The sequence below is a fragment of the Streptomyces sp. NPDC107522 genome (assembly GCF_055657525.1).
Genome location: NZ_JBVKAU010000023.1, coordinates 80,142 through 105,252 on the forward strand (window position 1 = coordinate 80,142; position 25,111 = coordinate 105,252).

The 25,111-nt window shown below is 68.1% G+C and carries 16 protein-coding genes and 2 pseudogenes; 3 read left to right on the forward strand and 15 right to left on the reverse strand.

Features of this window, described 5'->3' with window-relative positions:
* Positions 1 to 26 precede the first annotated feature (26 nt).
* A complete protein-coding gene (locus tag ACZ7L6_RS39935) occupies positions 27 to 1,334 on the forward strand; it encodes an SUKH-4 family immunity protein (RefSeq protein WP_471932826.1) in 1,308 nt (435 codons plus the stop codon).
* Here the strand turns inward: ACZ7L6_RS39935 and ACZ7L6_RS39940 are convergent.
* From ACZ7L6_RS39940 to ACZ7L6_RS39990, 11 genes and pseudogenes are all read right to left on the reverse strand, one after another.
* Complete coding sequence (locus tag ACZ7L6_RS39940; protein WP_471932894.1) at positions 1,306 to 2,073, reverse strand: immunity 49 family protein; 768 nt, start codon at positions 2,071 to 2,073, stop codon at positions 1,306 to 1,308. The two genes, ACZ7L6_RS39935 and ACZ7L6_RS39940, sit on opposite strands and share 29 nt — an antisense overlap.
* Positions 2,074 to 4,266: an SUKH-4 family immunity protein gene (locus tag ACZ7L6_RS39945; RefSeq protein ID WP_471932828.1), complete on the reverse strand. Its 2,193-nt coding sequence runs from the start codon at positions 4,264 to 4,266 to the stop codon at positions 2,074 to 2,076.
* A gap of 319 nt (positions 4,267 to 4,585) precedes the next feature.
* A complete protein-coding gene (locus ACZ7L6_RS39950) occupies positions 4,586 to 6,556 on the reverse strand; it encodes an SUKH-4 family immunity protein (protein WP_471932830.1) in 1,971 nt (656 codons plus the stop codon).
* 412 nt (positions 6,557 to 6,968) lie between these two features.
* On the reverse strand, positions 6,969 to 9,164 hold the full coding sequence (locus ACZ7L6_RS39955; protein ID WP_471932832.1) for an SUKH-4 family immunity protein: 2,196 nt from the start codon (positions 9,162 to 9,164) through the stop codon (positions 6,969 to 6,971).
* A gap of 149 nt (positions 9,165 to 9,313) precedes the next feature.
* Positions 9,314 to 9,631 carry a YciI family protein gene (locus ACZ7L6_RS39960; RefSeq protein WP_471932834.1) on the reverse strand — a complete coding sequence of 106 codons (318 nt, stop codon included), beginning with the start codon at positions 9,629 to 9,631 and terminating at the stop codon, positions 9,314 to 9,316.
* Positions 9,632 to 9,669: 38 nt separating this feature from the next.
* A pseudogene (istB, locus tag ACZ7L6_RS39965) lies at positions 9,670 to 10,469 on the reverse strand (IS21-like element helper ATPase IstB).
* Positions 10,466 to 12,000, reverse strand: a pseudogene (istA, locus tag ACZ7L6_RS39970) (IS21 family transposase). The pseudogenes istB and istA overlap by 4 nt, the downstream one beginning before the upstream one ends.
* A 668-nt stretch (positions 12,001 to 12,668) precedes the next feature.
* Positions 12,669 to 14,858: an SUKH-4 family immunity protein gene (locus ACZ7L6_RS39975; RefSeq protein ID WP_471932836.1), complete on the reverse strand. Its 2,190-nt coding sequence runs from the start codon at positions 14,856 to 14,858 to the stop codon at positions 12,669 to 12,671.
* Between the two features lie 28 nt (positions 14,859 to 14,886).
* Complete coding sequence (locus ACZ7L6_RS39980) at positions 14,887 to 20,046, reverse strand: toxin glutamine deamidase domain-containing protein (protein ID WP_471932838.1); 5,160 nt, start codon at positions 20,044 to 20,046, stop codon at positions 14,887 to 14,889.
* Between the two features lie 215 nt (positions 20,047 to 20,261).
* Positions 20,262 to 20,912 carry a hypothetical protein gene (locus ACZ7L6_RS39985; protein WP_471932840.1) on the reverse strand — a complete coding sequence of 217 codons (651 nt, stop codon included), beginning with the start codon at positions 20,910 to 20,912 and terminating at the stop codon, positions 20,262 to 20,264.
* 24 nt (positions 20,913 to 20,936) lie between these two features.
* A complete protein-coding gene (locus tag ACZ7L6_RS39990; RefSeq protein WP_471932842.1) occupies positions 20,937 to 21,074 on the reverse strand; it encodes a hypothetical protein in 138 nt (45 codons plus the stop codon).
* Between the two features lie 66 nt (positions 21,075 to 21,140).
* Between ACZ7L6_RS39990 and ACZ7L6_RS39995 the strand changes: the two genes are divergently transcribed.
* A complete protein-coding gene (locus ACZ7L6_RS39995; protein ID WP_471932844.1) occupies positions 21,141 to 21,359 on the forward strand; it encodes a hypothetical protein in 219 nt (72 codons plus the stop codon).
* A gap of 99 nt (positions 21,360 to 21,458) precedes the next feature.
* On the opposite strand, the gene ACZ7L6_RS40000 is transcribed toward ACZ7L6_RS39995, so the two are convergent.
* Both ACZ7L6_RS40000 and ACZ7L6_RS40005 read right to left on the reverse strand, forming a co-directional pair.
* Positions 21,459 to 21,983 carry an LppU/SCO3897 family protein gene (locus tag ACZ7L6_RS40000; protein WP_471932846.1) on the reverse strand — a complete coding sequence of 175 codons (525 nt, stop codon included), beginning with the start codon at positions 21,981 to 21,983 and terminating at the stop codon, positions 21,459 to 21,461.
* A 119-nt stretch (positions 21,984 to 22,102) separates the two neighbouring features.
* Positions 22,103 to 22,774, reverse strand: coding sequence for a hypothetical protein (locus ACZ7L6_RS40005; RefSeq protein WP_471932848.1), 672 nt, complete (start codon positions 22,772 to 22,774; stop codon positions 22,103 to 22,105).
* A 122-nt stretch (positions 22,775 to 22,896) separates the two neighbouring features.
* Between ACZ7L6_RS40005 and ACZ7L6_RS40010 the strand changes: the two genes are divergently transcribed.
* The gene (locus ACZ7L6_RS40010) at positions 22,897 to 23,325 is read left to right on the forward strand and encodes a hypothetical protein (RefSeq protein WP_471932850.1); all 429 of its coding nucleotides are present in this window, start codon (positions 22,897 to 22,899) and stop codon (positions 23,323 to 23,325) included.
* 40 nt (positions 23,326 to 23,365) lie between these two features.
* Here ACZ7L6_RS40010 and ACZ7L6_RS40015 read toward each other — a convergent pair whose 3' ends face one another.
* The gene (locus tag ACZ7L6_RS40015) at positions 23,366 to 23,671 is read right to left on the reverse strand and encodes a hypothetical protein (RefSeq protein ID WP_471932852.1); all 306 of its coding nucleotides are present in this window, start codon (positions 23,669 to 23,671) and stop codon (positions 23,366 to 23,368) included.
* A gap of 49 nt (positions 23,672 to 23,720) precedes the next feature.
* Complete coding sequence (locus tag ACZ7L6_RS40020) at positions 23,721 to 25,049, reverse strand: SUKH-4 family immunity protein (protein WP_471932854.1); 1,329 nt, start codon at positions 25,047 to 25,049, stop codon at positions 23,721 to 23,723.
* Positions 25,050 to 25,111 lie beyond the last annotated feature (62 nt).

Here is a 25,111-nt window from a genome sequence, read left to right on the forward strand (position 1 = left end):
TCAGTGGTGGGTGCGAGGATGACCGCATGATCGAGGAGCTGGACGCCGTACTGGCCGACCCCGCACGGCTGTTGAACGCTGACCGTGCGGCGGTGCGGGACCACATCGCCGCCGCGAAGGACGCCGACGGCGTGGGACATGAGGTCTTCCTGCAGGCCGAAGCGATATTCGGCGGCGCGGACGTGACACCCGCCGAGTTCGCTTCCTGGCTGCACTTCGCGGCGAAGGCGACCGGCCACGACGAGTACGCCGAGCAGATAGCGAAGGCCGAGCCGGGGATGCCGTGGCGCACGGTATGGGCGTGGTGGCGGCCGGCGAACTGGTTCATGGCCCACCCGAGTCTGAACGGCGACTATTACCAGGTCCACCGCCGCCTCTACGAAGGCCAGGAGCTCATCGAGGTGGTCGACCACCGCGGCCCGCTCTGGCTCGACGCGGAGACGGGGCGGAGGGTGAAGGTCAGGGACGAAGCAGCGCTGTCAGAAGCGCCCTTGCCACCCGAAGTGCTTGATGCACCTGCTCTGGACGACTGGGCGTTGACCGCACCGGAGAGCTGGGACGGGGCGGTTGCGTTCGCCGCAGAGGGCGGCAGGACCCGGTATCTCGCCGAGAACGCTCACGGCATCGCGGTGCTCGAGACGGACGCCGAGGCGCTGCGGGACTGGCCGCGCGGCAGGAGGATCGACCCCACGTCCTCCGAAGAACCGTCGCCCGGCCCCGAACCGGTACGTCGGCGGCCGACGGGCCCGCTCAGCCCGGCCCGGGTCGACGACTCCTTCGGTGAACGGCACGTGATTCGGGTACCCGAGAGCGCTCTGCCCGAGGGGCTCGAACACAGGGGAAGCAGGCGGCACTTGCGGGACGTCGGTCTGCCCAAGTGGTGGGTGTGCTACTGGGTCGAGTACGAGACCCACCCGGCCGACGCCATGCGTTCCCCAGCCGAGAGCGACCTGTCCGAGAACGGCCTGCCCGCCGGCGTGGCCGCCGCGGACCTGATCGCCTTCGGCGCGTGCGAGCACGGCGAGCTGTATCTGCACCGACACGACGGGACCGTGCACATCTGGAGCCAACTGGACGGTCCCACGAAGCGCACGCTGGTGCAGCTCGCGCCGGACCTCGATGTCTTCACCCGCATCCTCGAGGCCGTCTACCGCTACAGCAACGCCTGCTGGCATCCCTATCCGGTGGAAGGGGACCAGGAGGCGGTGGCACAGGCGTTCATAGATGAGGTGGAGGAGCTGGCTCCGGGCCTGTTCGATCCGGAGGCGCCCAGCGGGGTGGTGTGGAGCTGGCTCTATGCAGGGATCACTGAGCTGGGGGTGGACGGCTTCTAGCGCGTGCACTACGCGTCGGCGTCAGATGGGGAAGTCTCCGACGCGGCCGCGTTCCAGCAGGTACTTGGGGACGTAGTCGCACTCCACCTCGATGACGCCGCCGTCGAGCAGGTACTTGGGCAGGTACTCCGACTCGACCTCGATGGTGGAAACCCGAGTCCCGGGCCAGGCAGGCGACGGCCAGGGGACCCAGGGCGATGAGTCCGTCGGATTCGCGTGCCCGCTCCTCGTCGCGGGTCCAGTAGTCCTTGTGCCATTCGATGGTCTTGGCCAGCTCGGTGTTGAACCGGTCCTGGTCGCCGCGTACCAGCTGGGTGAGGAGGTTCATGGGCGGGTACATGAGGTTGAGTACGGCGCTTCGCGAGGCGGGCCGATGCATCTCGGGGTCGGTTCCGTTCACCGCGGCGAGCAGTCTGTCGCCGAGTTCCGGCCGCTTGAGCCAGTACGCCCGCAGCGCTTCGACCCAGTCGTAGATGTACTCGTCGAAGCCGCCGGCTTCACGCAGCAGGGAAACGGGCACCTCGCACAGATCGTTCGTGCCCTGCCTCTCACGACATACGCAGGACAGCCAGAAGGCCGTGAGCCAGTTCCCCGCGTGGGCCCAGGGCCCGGTGCCGGAACGGAAGACGTGCTTCTGGCGGCCGACCTGGCATTCGACGGTCGGTGTCGAGGTGCGGGCCGCGACGAAGAGGGCGTGGCCGACCTGCATCGCGGTGACGCAGGCTTCCCAGGTCTCCAGCTAGTCCTTCGTGCTGACGAGGGGGCAGTCGGTCTCAGCGAGGTCGGCCGTCCAGATGCCTGCGGCGGTTCCCGCCTCGTCGATGCTGGACAGCGAAAGCTCCAGGTCGTCCCTGATTGCCTGGCGTTCGATGCGGCTGCCGGCTGATGCCAGCATGCTGCGGGAGACGACGTAGTGCTGGAGAAGATCGATGAACGAGGCCAGGCTGCCGGCGATCAACTCGGCTTGGCTGCCCTGTCCTTCGTCTCCCTCTTCGTCGTCAAAGCAGGCGCTGCTCGAAAAGCCCGCGGACAGCAGAAAGACCTGGCCCGTGGCACCGTGGAGTATCACCTCGCCACCGCCCCATACGCCGATCTTGCAGTACGCCCCCTGCAGGCCGCCGGCCGGGAGGCTCCCGGTGTCCAGCCGGGGCAGGCCCTCTTCGTCCAGGGCCACGAGCCTCATCTCGACCCCCTCGAAGGCGGGCAGACCGACCTCGGTGAGGATGCGGCGCGTATCCGCGTCCGTCACGCCCGCGGGGAGTCGTTCGGCGGGCAAGCGGCGCACGACGCCCGGTTCGAAGAGGTCGGGGTGGTATGTGCCTCGGGGGTGCTGCGTTCTGTCCTGCAGGGCACAGACGTAGTTGTCGTCATCGAACATCGGCTCACCGTGAACCGCGCTGAGCAAGGGTGCTTTCGCAGAGCCGGTGGATTCAACCGCGAAGATGCCGCCGAGGCCGGTGACCACCGTGACATCGCCCACCGTTGCCTCATCCGAAATGAAGGCAGGGCTCAAGCAGTCGTACTCGGTCAGGTCGATCCATGCGGGCGTGACATTACGGTCGGTGTCGGCAAGCCAGAGCGGCTCCCGTATCCCGGGCGCGGGTACGGCATCCGGCCAGGGGCCGGCGAGTGGTTCGCCGGTCTCGGCGTCCCATACGCGATATCGCCGGTCCCAGTCGCCCTGTGCGACCACGGCTGTTCGCCCGGGGCAGTAGTCACCAGGGGCGACGGAGAGCTGATCCAGGGGGCCGGGCCGGATGAACGCCGGGCTCAGCGCCCCCGGTGGCCGCCAGTGCGCCCAGCGCACTCGCCACGGGAGTTGCTGTCCGGAGGCGGCGATGTCGGCGGCGGTCTGCCGGTCGCCGCGTACCGTACTCATGAGGTGCAGCCAGGACGCCCATTCGGCCTGGGGCAGGGAATCGACGCCGGACATCCACAGATTGACCGCGTCTCCGGCGGGGCAGTCGTGGTCGACCCGGTATGGATCGTCGCAGTGCGCCGCATCGATCAGGGCAACCTGGTCGAGATGGGCAACCAGGCGACCGGAGCGCTGTACGGAGTCGAACTGCCCGGCCTGCACGGCGTGCATGGCCAGCCCCTGTGCCAGATACCGGCCCGTTGCCTCGGCCACGGGCTGGTTCCGTAGCCAGTCGACGAATGCCAGGTTCACCGCACGTATGACGTCGGGGTCCGTGCTGCGGCGGAGGGCTTCGGCGACGCGCTCATCGCGGAAGGAGACCCAGCCATCGGCATCCGTGTCGAGTAGATCGCCGGCGGACTGCAGTGCTGCGGTGACGTCCACCGCACGACCGGTCTGCGATTCCAACGCCCGGGCGAGCGCCGTCCAGATGGCCGGTGGGGCACGACGTACCTCGGCCAGGGCGAGCGCCGTCAGCGCGTCGGCGTCCGTACCGACGAACGGCTGCTCCGCTCGCTCCCGGCCGGAGGGCGACTGGAGTGTCACCACCAAGTTCCCGTGGAATCGCCTGACATCGGGCAGGTCTCGTTCGATCAGAACCTGCAGGCGGCCGGCCACGGCCAGCTCGACGGCGAAGCGGTGCACCATCCGCTCCGGTTCCCCGGAGCGTCGCGTACGGCCTGCCCGCTGAGCGTTGGCAATGATGACCAAGCCGCCTGCGAACGAGGAGTCCTCCAGGGCGTAGCTCCAGTCGGCGCGGCGTTCCTGCGGAAAGTCGAGTTCAGCCGTCTCCATGACCTGTTCTATGAGGTCCTCGCAGGTCAGGCCGGTGGCATCCAAGAACGTCGCGTCGGGGACGGCATCGCGCAGCCGAATCAGCGTCCGGGTCCGTCCGGAATTCGGGGAGCCGGTCAGTTCGGCCACTCCCTGCGTTCCCTTGTTCTGCCACTCCACCAACTCGGTCAGAGCCTGTTCAGCTGACACTGGCGACGGTTTGGGCATGTCAATAGTCATGGCTGAATTCGCTGACTCCATCAGATGGGTAGGGCTGCGTAGGGCGCCCTTGAATCGGGAGTTGATATGGCGCGGTGGGTGGTGGCAGGGCAGCCGTGGCCGTGGGTACGGGACGCGGACACGCGGCCTGGTTCCACGGAGAGGAGGTCGGCTGCCGTGCGAGCGGACGGAACGCCGTCGGCGTATTCCTCGGCCTCGTCCTCGTTGTCGGCCAGCGTGAAGCCGTCGAGCTGGTCGATGAACGAAGTTCCCGGCCGGAGCCGCCGAGTCGATTTCCTCGACCCGCCCCGCAGGATTTCGAGAGCAACGCGATGTAGCTTCAGCCGTTGTCATAGAGCGTACAGGTCCAGGCCGGGGAGGCTCCGCCGTCCTCGTCGATCGCGGTCAGCAGGTTCTCGATCTCATCCCGGATATCCTCGCGTTCAGTGCGGCTTGATGCCATGGTCAGCAGGCACCGTCCCAGCACGTAGTTCTGCAGCATGGCCACGAACTGCCCCAAGCTCGCAGCTACCTCGGGGTCGGAGTCCGCCTCCTCGTCCTCCGCGGGGAGGCGATAGACGGTGCCACTGTCGCCGTCGACGACGATGCGGCCCTTCAACCAGGTTCCGAGCTGGTAGTAGACGTTGCTGCCGTCGTCCTCGCCCCACACCTCTTCCGCCGTCAGCTCGGTGAGGCCCTCCTCGGCAACAGCCACCAGGCTCATCTCAGCGCCGGTGAAGGCGGGCAGGCCCACTTCGCCGAGCAGGTGCCGGGCATCTTCGTTCCGCAGCCCTGGCGGCAGCTCTGTCACACCGAGTCGCTGTACCGCCTGCGGCTCGAAGAGCTCCTCGAGCACCGTGCGATCCGGCTCTTCCCACCAGTCCTGTGCATCGTTGTCGACCAGCCCGAAGTGGCCGAGCAGGGCCGCTCCATAGGTCCGTTCCGGCCGGTTGAATGTGGCCGGATCACGCGGATCGACCCTCACCACACCACCGATCCCGGCCAGTACGACACCGCCGCCCACCTGCAGGATCTCGGTGAACTGAGGAGCGGCCAGATTGCTGCGATATGCGTTCAACTCCAGCCACGGTTGGGCCAGTTGATTGTCCTGATCACGTGGCCACAGAGGCTCCGACTGTCCTGGCTCCGGAATTCCGTCACTCCATGGCCCGGCGATGAGGTCGCCCGACTCGACGTCCCACACGCGGACCCGTCTGTCCCACTGCCCCTCCCCTGCTATGGCGATACGTCCGCCCACTTCGACTTCGGTGATCTCTCTCACAGATCCGGCACGGAGGTACGCTTTGCGCCAGCCGTACGGAGGGCGCCAATGCGCCCAGCGTGTGCGCCACGGAAATTCGATTCCCGAGCTCTCCAGCGCCTGTGCGGATGGCGAATCGCCGCGCGCGATGGCCATGAGGTGGAGCCATGCCGCCCATTCAGGCTGACTGACGGAACCAACGCCTCCCACCCACAGTGCGGCCGCGTCGCCGATGAGAGTCTCGTTGGGGATCGCCCCGGCCTGTTGATTCGCCGCGTCGAGGAGCGCTGCAGGGTCGAGATGAGCGACTAGGCGCCCTTCACCCTGCACTTCATCAAATCTGTGGGCCTGCAGCGCATGCGCGGCCAACGCATGAGCGATGTAGTGCCCGACGGGGCCGCTTGCCGCCCAGCCATCCGAGGGGGACAACTGCTCTGCCAAAGAATGCAGCTGACTGGTGAATCGTGCGTGAATCTGGCTCCGGTCCGAAGGGGCCATCTCCTCCCGTAGCGCATCGGCGATCCGCTCGTCCACGAACCGGACCCGACCTTCGGTCGCCTCGACGATGTCGGGCAACTCCTGGGTCAGGGCGGCCAGGGCGTCCTCATCGATGCTTTTGGCACCGAAGGCCTGTGCCAACGCCGACCAGACCCGGAAAGGCGCCCAGCGCAACTCGGCGAACGCGAGAGCGCGCAGGGCCGGCTGGTTCCGTGCGGCACCAAGACCGGGCGGGGGGCCCATCGATGCCTCCAGATGGAGGGTCAGCCAGTCCCGCATCCAACGATCCTCCGGGCGTGATTCGACGATCACCTTGGCCCCCGCATCCATCACCAGCGGGCCCAGGACGCGCTTGATGAATCGGCTGGGCTGGATGGATCGACGTGTACGGCCGGCCCGTTGCGAGTTGGCGATGATGAGAGGCCTGCTGCCCACTCCCGCACGCTTGAGCTCCCGTATCCAATCCACGCGGCGGGACCACAGGTCGGGCACCTGGAAAGCGTCGATCACCTTCCACAGGATCTCCTCGGCAGTGAGCCCGGTGGCGTCCACCCACACAGGGTCAGGGAGTGCGTCCCGCAGCCGCAGCAGGACCTCGGTCCTTCCGGTCCCGGCAGCCCCAAGGAGCTCCACCGATCGCTCAGGGCCACCATCGTGCCACCACGACTGAATTCGGGAGACGCACTGGTCGGCGGATGTTGCGGCATGGGTGGGATTTGGAGCCATGACGTCCTCTCAAGGTGCCGACAGTTCCACGCTCCAGGCAGCCTGCCGTACGGACGCCACCGCGACCACGACGTGCGCCAGTACGCCGCCCTCTCGCAGAGATGCGTTGAAGTCGCCCGTCTGCAGCCGGAGAGCGAGCCCTGGCAGCCACCAGCCCCTGTAGCCTCCCCCGATGGGGCCCTCGGTCGCGTGGGTTATGGCTTTGGTTCTCAGCAGGTGTGGTCCCGAGGCGCCCGTGTCACAACGATTCCGGGTCGTCCAGGTATCCGGCCAGTGCCGCTTGCCAGTTGGACGATGCGGCGGCTTCAGGGTCGATCTCCTTCGCCCAGGCGTTCACACTCCGGTGAGCGTCGGACTTCTCGGCGCTCCTGCGAGGGAAATCGCTCAAGGGCAGGAGGCGGTACAGGCCGACCAGGGTCATGAATTGGGACAGGCTGCTCCCGAGGAGTTCGGTTCCGGCGACCGAGGCGAGCAGAACGCGGCCGCTTCGGCCCTCCAGGATGATTGGTTCGGTGAGCCAATGGCCCAGAAGGTAGGCGGGTTCGGAGGATTCCGAACGTTCGACAGGTGTGAGCCCGGCTTCGTCCACGGCCACGGTGGTCAAGAACGCCGGTGCGCTTCCGTCGAGTTCAGGGAAGCCGACTTCGGAGAGCAACGCACCGGCCGTTGCGTCGGTCAGGGTGGCGGGCAGGGCGGCGACGGGGAGGCGGCGCAGAGCCTGCTCGCCGAACGCGGTGGCAAACCATTCGGTGAGCGCTTCGCGCTGTCCGGAGACGGGGGCGGGCATGGGCCATACGGCCGTGGAGCGGAAGGACGGGACGAGGGAGCGCCGCCAAGGGCCCGTCCCAGGCGTCAGCTCTTCGGGGCGCAGGACGTCGAACGCGTAGAGGCCTCTCGGCCCGTACGCCACCCAGCGATCCCCGTCCACCGCTTCTGCCCCGCAGTTTGGGAGCAGGCGCCCCGGCCACTCATGACGCGCCGGGTCGGGGGAGCGGATGTGGCGGCGGGTTTCGAGCGCACTTCCGGCTGTCCGTTCCACGGCTCCGTCAGAAGTGATGAACTGCTGGACCACCCGAGGTGCCGGCAACTCCGTGCCGTCCGACAGCCGCCATACGCGTTCCAGGGCTTCTGTGTCGCCCAACTCGACGTCGTAGTCGTCCTCTTTGCCGAAGAAACCGTCGCACTGGCTTGCCGCGACGGGAGTGCCGGCGTACGTGCCGATGTCCACCCCGTCCACGACCCCGGCGAGCTCGGGCCGGTCGCCCAGGACGCCGTAGGGGCGCCACTTGGACCATGCGGTGCGCCAGGCGAGCGGTACCGGGCTTGCGGTCTCCAACTCGTCGGCCCAGTCGCGGCGCCCACGGTTCACGGCTGCCCAGTGCAGCCAGGCCAGCCACTCGCCCTGTGAGTCGGGGGTAACGCCGTCGCGGTCCAGGTAGTGGGCGTCGCCGGCGACGCCGCCCACCGGCGGGCCTTCGGGCCATGCCAGCCTGATTGCGTGTTGCAGCGAGACGCGATCGGCGAAGGCGGCCAACAACGGCTCGCCATCGATAAGTTGGGGCAGCGTTCCGGAGAGTGCAGCATGGACGGCGAGTGCGCGATTCGCGTACGCCACGATCCGCCCGTCGGACGTGCCTTCGGCTGTCCGTCGGGCCTCGGCGAGGAGCGCATCGGTCAACGATTGCTGCTCGGCACGACTGAGGGGCGCGGCCTCGCGGAGCAGATGCTTGAGGGCGTCCGTCGACAGCCTCACGGCCGTTGCGCCGTCCCTGTCCGGTTCCAGGCGCAACACGGTGGACAGTACGTGTCCGCTGTTGCGCAGGTCGTCCTCTGTGCTCCGTCCACCTAGCGCGGTGTCCAGGAATGCCCAAACCCGAAGCGGGATTTCACGCAACTCGGCCGCGGCCAGAGCGCGCAACGCGGGGTGCCCCATGAGTAGGTCGGCGGGGTCGGGACCGTTGACCTCCGCTTCCAACAGAATCTCGTCTGCGCCGTTGGCCCGGGCTGGGCCACTCGGGGGCCCGCCGAGTTCGAGGACGGGCAGCACATGGCCCTGACCCCGGCGACTGAACTGCGCGGCGACACGCTGGATGTCGTATGCCTCGTCCGGCGAGGAGAAGAGGCGGCCTGCCCATTGCACGTTGGCCAGGAGCACAATGCCCCCTGCGCGCATCCCCGCGAGCGCATCCTCCAATGGATCCCGCAGGGGTCGCTGCCTGACCTCGAGACCGAAGTGGGTGAGAAGCCGGTCGAGCACTTCCTCTGCGGTCAGGCCACGGCAGTCCAGGAGGAGTGAATCGGGCAGGTCTTCGTGCAGGCCTGCCAGGAGGGCCGACTTCCCCACCCCCGGCGATCCGCGCAGCAACAGCATCGGCGCGGCCTTCGGAGGGTCGAGCAGCCAGTCCAGGATTTCCAGCTCTGCGTCCTCGCTCAACACTGTCATCACCTCTGTCCGGCCTGACCGATCAGGCTACGTCAGCGCCGGCAGGGGCAGAGAAGACGGTTCAAGGCACCTGGCGACAGCCGCTCAACCCGAGACAACCAGACGCATGTCGACGGTCAGTTAATTCCCAGTCCCGAACGTCACGTAATTCCCCACCCTCGTCCGGGCTGCGGTACTGGACTCAAGTCGGGGTGCACTCGCCCGGGGGCGATGGTCGTGATGGTGTATTCCGCGACGTTGTTGAGGACGAAAGGGTCCTGCGCCGCGATCTGTTCAATGGTCGGGCGGTCGACGCCGCGTGCGGTGATCACGCTGCCGACCGACGTAGGGACGGTCTGGCCGGAGACCAGGAAGGTACCGTCCTGGTGGTGTCGTTCCAGATAGGCGGCGTGGTCGCGGCCGAAGGGTTCCGCCGCCTGTTCCGGGGCTGTGTAGTGCAGCGACAGCAGATGCAGCATGATCCTCTCCAACCTCATAGTGGCCGGAGAGGATCATGTCACCACGTCCCATCCGGGCGGGATCCGCCCGGATGGGACGAAGGCCCGGCAGCTGCTAACGAGCGGCGGGTCGGTGGGGTCGGTCGAGTTCCGGGGCCGTTCATGATGACCTGGTGGCTGGCGTTGATGAGCCGGTCCAGCAGTGACTCGGCGACGATGGGGTTGGGGAAGAGCGGATACCAGTCGCTGGGCGCCCGGTTGCTGGTGATGACCAGGGACCGGCCTTGCCGCTCGGAGACGAGTTCGTAGAGGTCGTCGGCCTGGGGTGCGGTCATCTGGCGCATCGCGAAGTCGTCGAGGATGAGCAAGTCGGGGCGGATGAGTTCACGCATGCGCTTGTCCCAGGTGCGGTCCGCATGGCCGCCGGCGAACTCGGCGAGGATGTGGCTGGTCTTGGCGAAGCGGACGTTGGCACCTGGCGGACGGCTTGGTGGCCGAGGGCCTGGGCGACGTGTGTCTTGCCGACCCCGGCGGGCCCGAAGAGGATGACGGACTCGCCGGAGTGGAGCCAGCGCAGGGCCGCGAGGTCGCGGATCTGGGCCGCGGGCAGTTTCGGGGAGGCGGTGAAGACGAAGCCCTCCAAGGTGGCCTGCTGCTCGAACCTCGCCCTGCGCAGGGGCCGTTCGCGGGCGACGGACTCGCGGCGGGTGATCTCGTCCTGGCAGAGGACTTGCAGGAAGTCGAGGTGCCTGAGCTCACCCTTCTGGGCCTGGGTGAGGCGGGCGTCGAGGGTCTCCTGCATGCCGGACAGCCGCAGCGTCTTCAGCGATTCGCGCAGGGCGGTGGTCAGCACGCTCACCGGTCGGCCTCCTCGGTGTCGGCGTGACCCTGGTCGTCGTGAACCTCGCCGGGGAACTGCAGGGGGACTGCGGCGGCGAACAAGCCCTCGGGCCCGTGCAGGAAGGCCGAGGCTCCGGCGTCGCCGGTCTCCGGTTCCGGGTCGGTCTCGGTGCCGGCGACCAGGATGCCCTTGACGGTCCGGTAGGACGGGTCACCGACCGCGACCGCCTTGCGGCAGCCAGCTTCGAGTCTGGTGTCGCCGTACTTCTTGCGCAGTCCGAGCACTCCCTGGGCGGCCCGGAGCCGGTAGAGGGCGTTGACCTCCAGCAGTTGGTCGATCACCTCCCGGCAGGCGTCACCGACCTGCGAGGCTTGGCCGCGGCACCAGATCGGCGTGCGCAGCTGGAAGGCGATCTTCTCCGGCGGGTAGTCGCCTCTGTCGGTGCGCTTTCCCTACTGAAGTGCCCCGTGAGTCTTGACCAGTTCGCCCTCGTGGAAGACCTGCACCATCGTGGCGGTGGAGCGCACCTCGACACGGCGGCCGATCAATTTCCAGGGCACCGAGTAGAGGGTGCGGCCGACCTTGATGTGGATGTCCGGGCCGACCGTCGCCTTCGACCATCGGGCCAGCACGAATGGCTCCTCGGGAAGCGGCAGCAGGGCCTGGGCCCCCACCGCGTCGAACACCGAGAGCGGCTTCGCGCCGCCCAGCGGGCGGCACTGCCGCTGACCTTTCGTGGCCCAAAGCAGGGCATTGGCCTGCATGTGCTCCAGCGAGGTGAATGTCCGCCCGCTCCAGAACGAGTCGCGGACATAGGGCATGGGCCGCTCGACCCGGGGCTTGTCCTTCGGCTTCGACGCGCGAGCCGGGTCCACCAAGGTCCCGTAGTGGGAGGCGAGTTCGGCATACGACCGGTTGATCTCCGGGTCGTAGAGGTCGGGCTTGTCCACCCCGGTCTTGAGGTTGTCCGGCACCAGGCGGCGCGGGACGCCGCCGAAGTAGCGGAAGGCTTCCGCGTGCGCGAGGGTCCAGGCGTGCTGGTCCATGTGCACCACGGGGCGGACGAAGATGTGCCGCGAGGCGGGCAGCGCCATCACGAACGCCCAAATCCGGTGCCGTCGTGTCCCGGTAGTTGGGTTGATCCAGTACCCAAGGAAGCCGTAGTCGATCTGGGCCTCCGAGCCCGGCTCGACATAGGCCCGCAGCACCGTGACCCTCGAGCGGGCCGCCTCCTCGGGCAGGTTCTCGTGCACCCAGCGGCGGAACGTCGACAGCGACACCTTCAACCTGCCCTCGGGGCGGAGCCGTTGGTGGATCGTGGTGACCGTCGTCGTCTTCAGCAGTTCCTTGACGTAGTCGCGGTGCGGCTCGATCTCGCCCCAGCTGACCTGGTTCAACTTCCGGCTGGCCAGCTCCGGAAACCAGCTCTTGAGCAGCTTGGCCCAGTCCGCCTCGCTCATGGGCGGCCCGCCCGGGGTGATCCCGGCCGCCTCCGCCGGCGCCAGGTACTTCCTGATCGTCTTACGGTTCACCCCAACGAGGCGGACACCTGGCTCTTGGACCGGCCCGCTTACCAGTGCACGTAGATCTCGACGATGTCGACCACGGTGAACGTTCTCCTTGCCATCCGGTGCGTCCGTCGACCCCTCGGCTTGCAGGTCAAGGGACCGCGACGGCTCCGAGAGGCCCAGACCCTCAACCCGGGCACCGGCATGCCCATGGGGAACCCAGCCGCTTCGCAAGGAATAGCTAACTACTTCTCAAACCATCCGAAACAGGGAACATCACGACAGTTCGAGCATGGTCGGCGGCAGCATCGATGGTCGGCGCCCCGGTGGGGAACCGTGACCACGCAGGTGGAGTTACGTGGAGCTGATCACGCAGATCCTGGGGAATTGCGTGACCGCTGACAGCGCACAACATCAGACCTCCAAAGAGCCATGCGAGTGCTGTCACAAGGAAGCGGATCAAGCTGGTCCTCGACGCCCTGGACATGGCTCTGTGGCGTCGTGACCGCGCCGGAACTCCCGCTGGACCGGGGGCTGGTTCACCATTCGGATGCGGGCAGTCAGTACACGTCTTTCGGGTTCACCGCCCATCTCCTCGACTCCGGCATCGACGCCTCCTTCTTCCGATGCCGCGGGCAGTCGTCCGTCCGCTGCCTGGTCCCGTCAAGCGATGCGGCTCCGCCAGTCAGGCGTCGATCGTCACAGCGACTCAGAGGTTGTCCAGATGCCCGTCGAGAGCCTGCTGCCAGGCGAACGACTCTGTGGCTTCGGGGTCGATCTCTCGCGCCCAAGCCTTCACACTCCGGCGAGCATCCCATCCTTCGTCGCTCCGGAAGGCGAATCCGCTCAGGAGCAGCAGGCGGTACAGGCCGATGAGAGTCGTGAACAGCGACGGATTGCTGCCCAGGAGTTCGGTTCCGGCAGCCGAGACGAGAAGGACGCGGCCGGTGCGGCCCTCCAGGACCACGGGCTCTGCGAGCCAGTGTCCCAGGAGATAGGAGCCTTCGAGAGAATTGCACGGTTCCAGACCGGTCTCGTCGAGCGCGACGGTGGTCAGGAACGCCGGTGCGCTCCCGTCGAGGGCAGGGAAGCCGGTTTCGGAGAGGAACGTGCGGGCCTGGGGCTCGGTCAGGCCGACTGGTAGGGCGGTGAGAGAAAGGCGGCGGAGTGCATTGTCGCCAAACGTGGTTGTGAACCATGCGTGGAGCCCCTGGCCTTGTTCGGCAATGGGGGCGGGCATGGGCCACAAGGCCGTTGACCGAGGCGACGGGACGAGCGGCCGCTGCCAGGTCCCGGGCCCTGCCGTCAGTTCCTGCGGGTGCAGAACGTCGAAGGCGTAGAGGCCTTTTGTGCCGTACGCCACCCAGCGTTCCTCGTCGGCTGCTTCCGCTCCAGTGCCTGCGATCAGGAGCCCTGGCCAGTCAGGACGGTCCGCGGCGGACGAGCCGACGTATCGACGGGTGTCGAGGGCGCTTCCGACCACCCGTTCCACATTTCCTTCGTCGCCGATGAACAGATGGACTGCTCTGGGTGCCGACAACTCCTGGCCATCGGACATTCGCCACACACGTTCCCGCACGCGAACATCGCCCCATTCGTCGAGGTTGCCGGACAGGGTCGCTTCGAGTTCCTGCTGACTGAAGACGCCACTGTGCTCGCTGGCCACGACGGGGGTACCTGCACACGTGCCGATGTCCACCCCGCCGACGGGTCCGGGCAGCTCGGGCCGGGGCCCCAGCACGCCGTAGGGACGCCACTTCGACCATGCGGTGCGCCAGGCCGGCGGCACGGGGCCGGCGCTCTCGAGCCGGTCTGCCCAGTCGCGGCGACCGCGGTTCACCGCCGCCCAATGCAGCCAGGCCAGCCACTCGCTCTGGGAGTCGGGGGTGACGCCGTCGCAGTCCAGGTAGTGGGCGTCTGCGGCAACGCCGCCGACCGGAGGGCCTCCAGGCCAAGCCAGTTTGATCGCTTGCTGCAGAGAGACGCGATCAGTGATCGCCGCCAGTACCGGCTGTTCTTCGATGAGCCGGGGCAGCGCGCCGGAGAGCGCCGCGTGGATGGCGAGCGCGCGGCCGGCGTATGCCGCGATCTCCACGTCGGCTGTGCCATCGGCCGTTGCCGAGACCTCGGAGAGGAGGGCGTCGGTGATGGCCAGCTGCTCTGCGGCGGTGATCGGCTCCGCGCTGCGGAGTAGGCGCCTGAGTGCGTCGGAGGCCAGCCGTACGATCGGCGTGCCGCTGCCGAGCTCGAGATGCAATGCATCGGGCGACTGGTCCACGATGCGGCGCAGAGTGTCCTCGGCGTCCGTTCCGCCCAACGCAGTGTCCATGAATCGCCAAACCCGCAAGGGGACTTCACGCAGCTCGATCGCAGCCAGGGCACGGAGGGCGGGATGCTCGGTGAGAAGCGCTGCGGGGGAAGGGCCTTCGGGATCCCCTTCCAACAGGATCTCGTTGGGCCGGTCGGCCTGTGCGGGGTCGCTCGGCTCGTCGAACTCCAGGACCGGAAGCACGTGACCACGTCCCTGGCTGCTGAAGTGTCCCACCACACGGTCGATGAGGCGTGGTTCGGTCGACGAGTACAGGGTGCCTGCCCATTGCACATTGGCCAGAAAGACGATCCCGCCCCTGCGCAGAGCCGACAGCGTGTCGTGCAGCGGGTCGCCCAGGGGACGACGGATGGGCTGGAGGTCGAAGTGGGCGAGTAGACGCTCGAGTACCTGCTCCACGGCCAGCCCCCGGCAGTCCAGGAAGAGGGAGCCGGGCAGTTGCTCGTGCAGGTCTGCGAGGAGCGCCGTCTTGCCCACGCCTGGTGCGCCGCGCAATCTGAGTTTCGGCGCGTGTTGCGGCGGGTTGGCCAACCAGCTGACGATCTCGTCATTCGCCTCTTCGGTAAGCACAGTGCATCACTCCGATCAGACCGGCCGATCAGGGTACGTCAGTGCTCGCGGCGAGCTTCATCCAGACCCTCGCAAGTTCCCCGCGGAAGCGGTGCATATCGGCGTTACGAGCATCCACGGCCTGCTGCCGCACCCTCGCTATCTCGTCCGCCTGTTCCTCAGGGGGCAGCTCCTTGATCCGCTCCATCTCGTCAGGAGTCAGTTCACCAAGGCGGTAGCCGGCGCCGTAGACGACTTTGGTCTTGTTCTTCTGTTCGGGGAGCGCCGCCTTCTCCTCGTCACTCTTCTCGTGGTACTTCTTCAGGTCTTGGTCGGTCGGTCGCTCGAATTCATGTGCGATGTAGTCCGAACAGTTGGCGGAGGCGGGATAGGTTTGATCGCCGCACGGCTCGAACTCGGTGTACATGATGGGCGCTTCGTACCGGCCGGGGTTCTCCTGATCGAGTCGCCTGAAGGCCTCACCGAGCACAGGCTCGGAGTGATCCAGTGGGGGGTTGGAGGAGTCGATGATGTAGTGGGTCTCCGTGCTCCCGTCAGGCTTGCGTTCGATGACCTCCAGCGCTGCAAAGTTCTTGCCGGAGAAGTCCGGTCGCATCATGCGGCGATGCTCGCGCAAGCCATCGATCTCGGACTGTGGCTTGCCTTCGCTCTCGGCTTGTTCAATGGCCTTTTTCAACTGTGCATCGCCGACGTGACGGTTCCAGAGCCTGTTGAAGTTGAGCCGTTCTTGTCTGATCTCCTTCTCACTCTTCTGCTGATTGCCCTGGTTGAGAGCCTCACCGCTTTCCGCAGCCTCGTGTTCGTCTTTGTCTGCAAGGTCCTGGGTTGCGGCGTAGCGGCGAGCGAGGGGAGCCGGATCCAGCTGTTCACCGCGAGTGGCTTGGTGCCGCGAGTGGAGATCGGCGCCCCCTGAATCGTCGACCGCGTGCGCATCGTGAAATGCACTGCTGAGACGTGCGATGGCGGCAACCGCCGCCGCCTTGTCCTCCCGTGACATTTCTGCGAAGCCGGGCTTCAACAGCTCATTGAGCCGCTCCTGGGTCAGACTGCCGCTTTGGGAGGCCTCTCTGATGGTCTGCAGCAGCGGCGATGGACTGCCTTCGGCCCAGTTGTGGAGGTGCTGGGCGATGGCGTGCAGGTCGGTCTGTACCACCTCGTTGGTTCTGCGCAGCAGGCCCTGGGATTCGTCGCCGAGCATGTGGTGGTGGACCGAAGAGCCGTCGCCGTTCTGAACGACTCCGTAACCGGGGTGTCCCTCGGGGCCGGAGCTGTCCAGCGGGGTGTTGGCGATCTCCCGCGCCCTGGCAATCTCGGCTGCTTTCTCGGCCGCGGTCTTCTTGGGCTTCTTCGGCTTCTTCTCGTTCTGTTCGCTCTCTTTCTCGTTCTTGTCGTTGCTGCCTGCGGGTTCTGCCGGCGCCCTGTGATTGCTCGGAGAAGCAGGTGCCACCCGGTCCCGGTGTGAGGAAGGGGCGCTGGAAGAGCTGTTGTCCGGCGCAGCATTGTTGGTGTTGTCAGGTGTCGTGTAGGTGGGCGACTGCCGGTGCTCCGCAGGAGAGTCGGACCGGATCGGGCTCTCCGCCGTTGCGGTCGGCTGCGCACTTTGGTCCGGGCGTGACTGGTGGTCTGGCGTGCTGAGCGTGTCGGACGGGGACGGGCGGTTCTGTTCCGAGGAGGTCTCGGGCGCGCTGTTGCTCTGGCTCTGTGCGCGGCCGTTCTCGTTTGCAGGCTCGTTGTTCGTCGAGTCCGTCGTAGGCGCGTCGGTCGTCGACGGTTGTGCGCGGTCCGCGTTGTTCGATGTATCTGGGGCAAGGGAGTCCGCCGGCTTGGGGGAGCTGTTTCCCGTGTCGGTGTCGTCGCCCTGCTTCTGGTTGTCGGCCGATGCGTCGTCCGGCTTCTGGTTGCTCTCCGGTTGCCCGTTCTCGGAATTCTCTTGCTGGGACGTGTCCCCGGTCTCGTCCTGAGCCCCGTCGTTCTGGCTCTTGGCGTCCTCGGAGTCCTTGTTGTCGGCGTCCTCGGAGTCCGTGTCGTCGGACTGGCTGGTGTCGATGGGATTGCGGTCGGCGTCCAGCGGGATGTGCCAGACATGTGCCGCCTTGTCGATGTGGAGGGGCTTGTCGCTGACCTCGCCGCTCTGGGTGTCGATCCAGACGATCTTGCCGTTGTGGTTGACGACGTTGAAGGCGTGGCCGCCTCCGCCGGGCCAGTCGACCTGGACGATGGCTGCTGAGCCGGGGCCAGCCTGCTGGAGGGTGGAGGCGATGGTGTTGGCGGTGTTGGGGTCACCGCCGGGACCTGCGTAGGTGTGGGCGGCGCCGGTCCAGCGGATCTGGTTGTCGTTCGCGTTGTCCTCGGGGGTGAACGGGTTGTGCTTGCCGTTTTCGTCGAGGTCGATGGTTCGGGGGGCCGAGACCTGGGGGTTGCCGTACCAGGTCTCCAGGAAGGAGCGGGAGCAGTCGGCGCAGTTGTTGCTACGGCCCGGGACCGTGTTGCCGCCGTCGTTCTGGAGCTGGGCCCACGGGCCGAAGGGGTCGGGGAAGCGCTGTGGGGTGCCGTCCTCGTTGTGCGGGACCGCGTCGACCAGAGCCTGCTGATCGGCGGGGTCGGGGTGGGACAGGCCTCCCGGTTCGTGGTCCAGGTCGGCGCGGATGTCATCCAGGCTGTCCTGCTGCGGGTGGTTCTGGTTGTTGGAGTCGTTGGGCGTGGCCTGGGGCGAACCCGGGTTCTGAGGCGTGACAGGGTCCCCGTGTGACGGGGACTGTGAGGGACTCGGGGTCGTGACGACGGTGTGGATCGGGACCGCCGTCACTTGCTGCTGCTGATGCTGCCGATCCCGGTCCGACGGCGCGTTCTCCGGTTTGTGGGGCTGCGCGGCCGGCTGCTGCGGGGCGCTGGGGCTCGGGCTCGGCGGAGTGTTGGGCGTACTGCCGGCGGGCTGGTGAGGCCGCGGCGGGGTGGAGCCGGTACCGGGGCTCGGCTGGTTCGGAGTACCCGGGGTGGGCGGCGTGCCGGGTGTGTGGGCGCGGCCGGGCTGTGTCGACGGGCTCTGGGTGTTGTTGCTCGGCGTCGAGCCTCGGTCAGGGCCGTTGTTGGAGGAGCTGGACGGCGTGGACGTCTGAGTGCTGGTGGACGCGGACGGCGTCCTGGAGGGCGACGACTGGGCCGGGCTCTGGTTCGGGCTGGTCTGACTCGGGCCCTGGCCGGGCGTACGGGTGCCGGTCGGGTCCGCGTTGTTACGCGGCGGAGTGCGGTCGCCGGGCGTGGTGCCGGGATTGTCTCGGTTGGGAGTGCGGTTTCCGGGTGTGCTGTTGGTGTTTTCCCGGTTCGGGGTGCGGTCGCCCGGGGTCGTGCCGGGCGTGGAACGGTCGCCCGGGGTCGTGTTCCCAGGAGTGCGCTGAGTCGGTATGCGCCCGTCGGGCGTGCCGGGCGTGCCGGGAGCCCGTCCGTCCGCCGTACCGGGTATGCGGCCGTCCGGTGTGGGGTTCGGCGTGCTCCGAGGCGTCGTCGGCGACGTGGGGCTCGGCGTGGACGCCGGGCCGGTCCCCGTTGTGGAGGGCGTGGTCGGCGTGCCGGAGGAAGGGTTCCTCGCCGGCCCGGCGCTGGGATTCGGGCTGGTCGCGGACGAGGTCCCGCCCGAGCCGCTCGGGGCATGCTGCGTGCCCGTGCCCGGAGCCGCACCCCCGGTGGAAGGCGCTGTGGGCGACGTAGGCATGGCCGAGCCGCTGTCCGTACGGCCGCCGGTGCCGGTGGGAGACGAATCGGCCGTCGTCGGCGCCGGCGCCGCGTTGGACTGCGTGGGCGCGCTCGCGGCCAGCCCGTCGATCTGGGTGCCGATCGAGCCGCCCCCCGGCGTGGACGACGTACCGCCGGACGACGTGGGCGTGGGCGCGGACTGCGCGGTCGGGGAGGACAGGCCGGATACGGGGGAGCCGCCGCCGGAGTGCGACGGACCGGGCGTGCTCGGCGTGCCGGACGAACCGTTGGAGTCCGCACCACCGGGTGAGGTTCTGCCGGGCGAGGGGTCGTCGAAGTCCGACAGGGACGGGCCTGTCGATGGCGTCGGCGGCGAGTACGGGCTGTCCGAGGAGGACGGGTTCCCGGAATCGGACCCGGAACTCGAGTTGGAGCCCGGGCCTGCCCCCACATCGGGGGCGCCGATGTCGTTGCCGCCGGTGTCGGCGGATATGCCGCTGCCTATGTTCACGCCCGGGCCGCTGCCGTTGCTCGAACGCGTCGACGTGGAGGAGTCGGACCCCGACGAACTCGAGTCGGAGGATGAAGAGTTGGAGGACGAGGAGTCGGACGACGAGGAGTTGGACGACGAGGAGTTGGACGACGAGGAGTTGGAACTGCCTGACCCGGAATCGCCGTGGCTGTCGGAGCTACCGCTCCCGCTGTTTCCGCCGTCGCTGCCGATGTCGCCGCCCGACGGCCCGTCATACCCGTCGATACGGCTGTCGATCGCATGCCGGGCCCGACTGCCGGCCTTCTGCCCCAGGCTGTCCCGGACGCCCTCGGCGAAGGTCTGCGGGCTCTGCCTGAGGGCGTCGAGGCCTGCCTCGCCGCCGGCCTTCATGGTGGCGCCGACGTCGTAGCCCTCCTGGGCGCCGAAGCCGACGTTCACCGTCTGCCGGACGAGGTCGGTGATCATCGCCTCGACCGCCGAGATCGCGGGCTCCTTCAGCGTCTCGATGAGCGCCTCGAACATCGCCTGTTTGAGCTCGTCCAGGAGGCGTCGGACGATCATGCGGGCGGCCTGGGTGGCGCCCATGCCCGCGACCGAGGACAGACCGAAGGTGAAGGGTGCGGCGGCAGCGGCGGCGGCGATCTGGATGGCCAGGGCGATCAGCTGGGCGATCACCGCCCACTTGGCGAACTCGACGAGGTAGGCGCATGCCTCCAGCACGTTCGCGATGAGGAAGGCGGCCTCGGCGGCGTTCCGGAGGTAGCCGTCCTGGCCGCCTCCGCCGTCGAACTTCTCGTACGTCTTGCGGAACTTGTCGATCGATTCACCGGCGTTGTGCTCGAGCACCTGGCCGGCGCTGGTGTTCGCCTTGGTGTGCAGATCGGTGACCTGCTCGCCGAACTGCCGCCACACGGCGGCGCAGTCTCTGAGCTTGTCCTCGTTCGCCGTCGGCCAGCGATAGCCCAGCATCTCGAGAACCCACTCGAGCTCGTCCGGCAACATCATCGCCACAGCAGAAAAGCACCCCCGTCAGACAGCTCGGCTGTACAACTCCCTCATCCGTCAAGGGAAAACACACAGGAGTACAGCCGTCCGCAAAGTTTACGGACTCACCCGCAGACAACCTCAGGGGTTAGCTGTCACAAATCTGTTGCAGGGCCCCACCGTTGGCCGGAACCGAGCCGAGCCGAGCCGAGCGATGCCGAGCGATGCCAGACCGTTTACTGCGTACGGCCCCGAGTCCGCTCCTTGTGCCCCTTCACGTCTGGACGGCCGACGTGCCCCTCCGCCCGCTCGGACTCGCCGAGCCAGATGTGCGGGACGTGCTGCTGGACCGCCGAGACCACCTCCTGTCGACAGCCGGCGGGGAAGGGGACGCGGTAGCGCAGGCGGGGCAGGTTGGGGTGCAGCGGCTCCTCGTCGCGGACCAGGGTCCACAGGACCGGGTCGTCCCGGTCGATGGGGCCGGTGGGGAACAGTTCCAGCGAATGGACCGTCTGGCGCCCGAACTTGCTCCAGTAGAGCCCGACTCCGGCGAGGGTCTGCCAGGGGATGACGTTCCGCAGCTTTCCGCTGTCGATCCACAGGCCGGTGTGGTCGACGAGGATCCTCGTCTTGCGGTTGGCCCAGTTGGCGAGGAAGAGGAATACGCCGACCACGCCCAGCACCAGCATGAACACCAGGCCCGCGAACCCCGCTGGACTGGACTCGCCCTTCTGGTTCCCGGTGGCAATCACGACAGCACCGAAGACGCCGACGGCACCCATCGCGATGAGCAGCACGGAACAGGGGAGTCCGACCATGGCACCGCGGCGGCCGGTCCGTATGACCGTGGCATCCGGCGCGGGGGAGGGCGTGTGCGAAGGCAACATGGTGCGTGAGCTTAGCGAATTCACCTACGCTGCCTCGTCATGACGACGGACAGCCGGGAACGCGGCGGGGAACAGGTACAGGCGCAGGTACAGATGCAGGTGCAAGGCGGCGAGGGTGATCCGGTCCGGCCCGGTGTGGACGAGTTCAGGGCGAGTTTCCAAGGGCAATCGGATCCGGGGTTCGCGAGACAGCGGTCGCAGCAGGCGCGGAGCGCTCGCGGGGGCCTCATGGCTGCCGGGGCGCTGGTGGCGCTGGTCTGCCTCTTCGTGATCGTGGGACGCCTCAACAGCGGTACGCCGACGGGCATCGGGACCATGGTGTACGGCCTGTCCCTCGCTTCCGCAGGCCTCAGCGTGGAGTTGGCCCGGCGCGCACGCACCCGCTGGGCCATGATGGCGATCATCCTCGGGGCGGCGGGCGCGTCGCTGGCGGATGCGATGCCCTGACCACCCCACCCCCATGGTCAGCCCGAACTGGCCGCTGCCCGCTGCTGTGGGCGGCGGCCTGTTCTCGGTCAGCGAGCCGAAGCGAGCCGAAGAGCGGGGTCAGACCTTGGTGAAGCACATCGTGTAGTCGAAGCCCCGGCGGTCGTAGTGCTGGATGCCGTAGTCGTACTCCGCACTGCATTCCTGGCCCTGGCCGGGCAGCAGGGCACCCATCTTGTACTCGGCCTCGGACGAGCCACAGGCGACGATCGTGGGCACCGGATTGCCCTGCGGGTCCGCCACCTTGACGCAGTCACCGACCTCGGGCTCGTGTGTCTTGGCCTCCTCGGCCGCCGCCGATGCCGAAGCCTCCGCCTTCGCCTTGCCGCCGGTGGGGCTGGTGTTGTAGTCCCAGACCCAGTAGCCCACGGCACCGAACACCGCCAGGACGATGACGGCGGACTTCACGGCACGCAACGCACCCTCCGGCTGCCGCTGTGGTCCACGCGGAGGCTGAGGCTGCTGCGGCTGTCCGTACGGAGCCTGCGGCTGAGGCTGCTGCGGGTATCCGTACGGCTGCTGCCCATAGGGTGGCTGCTGCCCGTACGGCGGCTGGTTCTGGTACTGCGGTGGAGGCGTCGACATGCCTGGAAGACCCCGTGGTTGGCTGGATGAAAGTTGACTGGACGGAGAAAGATCAACGCGAAGTTGACCGGCGCAGACTACCCTCCGACGGCGGCCGGAACGCCATTGGGTGCCCGGGGTCAGACGAAGTAGCTGACCAGGAACGACGCCCCGGCCCCGACCAGCCCCACCCCGATCATCCCGATAACAACCGCCCGCGTCGCTCCCTGCCCCGCCGCCTCCCACGCCGCATCGAACGGGATACGGCTCTGCCCGAACGGAGCGAACCCGGTGGCAAGGCAGAAGACGCCGAGCCCCGTGAGCACCCAGCCCCCGAAGAAGCCCCCGAACCAGCGCCAGGCCCGGTCCATGCCGCTCTGGAGATACTCGGCATCCGCCGCGTCAGCGGCCGTCAAGGGCTCCGTCTGCTGCACCGCCAATTCGGTCCCCGCCGCGTACCGTTTCCGGACCTGTACGGCGGCATCGGCATCCGTACTCCTGCCGTCCTCGGAGACGAACGTGCCCTCGCAGCGCACGGGCCGGCGGTTCTTACGGCTGCTGCGCGAGGCGTTGTTCGGATAGCTCACCTCGCACTGCTTCACGGTCAGGGTGCCGCGCGTGCCCGCCCAACCCGCCGCGTACGCTCCCTCGTACGCACCCCATCCGCTCAACACGAGCCCCGCGAGCAGGAACACCAGGCCGCCCGTGCGCCCGAGGCGGCCGAAGGCTCTGCCGACGAGGCCCGCGAGGGAACGGTCGACCGCTGTGCCGCTTCCTGTGCCTTGCGCCCGCGCCTTCTCCGGCTGAGCCATGACGATGCCGTCCTTCTCCGCTGAGGTCCTTCGTCTTCCGTCGGCGGGGGCCAGCATGGCATCCGTACGTGACAGGGGATACTGCGGGTGACGAAGGGCAAGGAGCAGCGAGGAGAAGCGACATGACCAGGCGACCCGAGAACTCCCCGAACCCGGACGGCTCTTCACCGGACCGCGGTGTGCTGGACGAGGCACTCGAACCGGAGCAGATACGTTCCCTGAACTCCGCCCTGCGCAAGCTGACCGAGACCGACGGCGTCAGCAAGGACCTGCAGGAGGCGGCCAAGAGGATGCTCTCCGGCCGCCTCGCCCTGCGCGACGCCCTGGACGACCCCGCGGTGGCCCGTGCCCTCGGCGGAGGCCTGGCGTCCCTGCGCGGCCAGTGGGAGTCGCTGTCGGAGGAGGAGCGCGACCGGATCAGGCACGGAGAGGTACCGGCAAGCGGAAACCCCTCCTCCGGGCAGTCCGACCCCAACAGCTCCAAGGACCAGTCCTCGCAGTCCGGGAAGAAGAACCAGGGCCGCCACAGCGGCGGGTTCTCGCTGTACTGATCACGCGCACGACGTACTGATCAGGCGCACGACGTACGAGTCACGACCGGCACTGCTTGCGGTACAGCGCGATGGCCGTCTCGGTCGGGTAGTTGGGGACGGTGACGGTCTCGCCGGTCACCTTCGAGACGACGATCTTGCTGCCGCCGGGCGGAGCGGGCTGGGGCCGCCCGGCGGGGTCCGTGACAGGCGGGAACACGGCGTACACCAGGTACCCGATGTCGAACTCCTCGACGCGCATCTCGGCCGGGGTGCCGTCCGGCAGCTTGGGCTCCGCATACCGGCTGCGCACGATGGCGAGGGCTTGGTCGGAGGTCGTGGGCGGTGTCGGGTTGTCCGAAGTCACGGGTCGTTGCTCCTTGTTGGCTCGACGGGGATGGTGCTCGGGGGCCCGGTCAGAACAACCCGTGCCACATCTGCTCGACGATCAGCGACCACCAGGTCTCCGCGTTGCTCAGCGCGGACGCGTCGACGGCCGCCAACTGCTCCTGCAGCGCCGCGACTTCCCCGCCGGCCGCGACCGGATCCAGGCCCTGCATCCGCTGCCGCACCGTGGCGACAAGGGCCAGGGAACGGGCGAAGGCGGCGACCGAGACATTGACGTAGCGAGCCTCAGCGGTGACGGGATCCACCGCCCAGACCGCCCCGAGACCGTCCGGCTGCCCGGAACCCGGCAGGCACTGCACCGCCACGACCGCGACCCCGTCGAAGCCGATCCGCACCAGATGCGCCAAGGCGCCGATCTTCTCCTCGCCGGCCGGGCTGCGCCGCTCGCGCAGATTCGTGGCCACGTCGGTGAACAGGCCGCCGGCCGGAGGGGCGTCGGGACGGTCGGCGGTGAAGAACAGGGGAAGGTCGACGGGCAGCCCGGCCCAGGTGAGCGTCGCCTTCGCGGCCTCCGGCAGCGGGCTGTCGGCGATGTCGTCGGCGTCGTAGCGGCGTACGCCGTCCTCGCCGAAGACCTCGACGAGATGGCGGCCGAGCGCCACGTCCCGCATCGGCTCCGCGGGCGTCACCTGCGCGGGAACCGGAACGCGGTGAGGGCGGGGCGGCGGCTGCTGGCCCGCGATGCGGTGCATGGTCTCGACCTGCTCCACCAGCGCCGCGACACCCTCCGCGCGGGCCTCGGGACGGGCGCCGTAGGTCTGTGAGCAGGAGAGCTGGGCGTTACGGAAGGAGTTGAGGAGCTCGGCCGTGTATCCGCCGGGGAGCAGGCTGGGGCGCAGGTCGGTGTGGATGGCCACGACATTGTCGACGGGGACGTTCATCCGCCGCAGCTCGGCCCACGCCTGGTACTCGGCAGGGGGCAGGCCCGGGGCGGAGGTGCGGAAGAGGGTGGTCTCCTCGCCGTTCGCCGGGTCGACATACGTGAAGACCGCGGTGTTGCCCGGGCCGGTGACCGGACGGGCACCTCCCGGTGCGCCCGCGACCTGTGCCGCGCCGCCGTGCTTCTGCCGGTACATCTGCACGACCTCGTCGACCGGCACCGACGGCCAGACGGTCAGCTCTCCGGTACGGCGGTCCACGACCCCGCACGCGTTGCCGATCTCGGCGGGCGGCCGCCGCTCACCGGTCACCGGGTCACGCTCGGGCTCCGCGGGCGCGGCCCACACGACCCAGCCCAGGTCGAACTCCTGCATCCGCACCTCGCGCCGCGGCTCCGCCGAGCCTTCCGGGTTGAGCCAACGGTCGGCGATGGCGAGCGCCTGCTCCTGGCTGGTCACGGGGGAGGCTCCTTCGGGAGTGGTCGGTCGAGAGGAATCAGGAAGAAGACGGAACGGGGCGG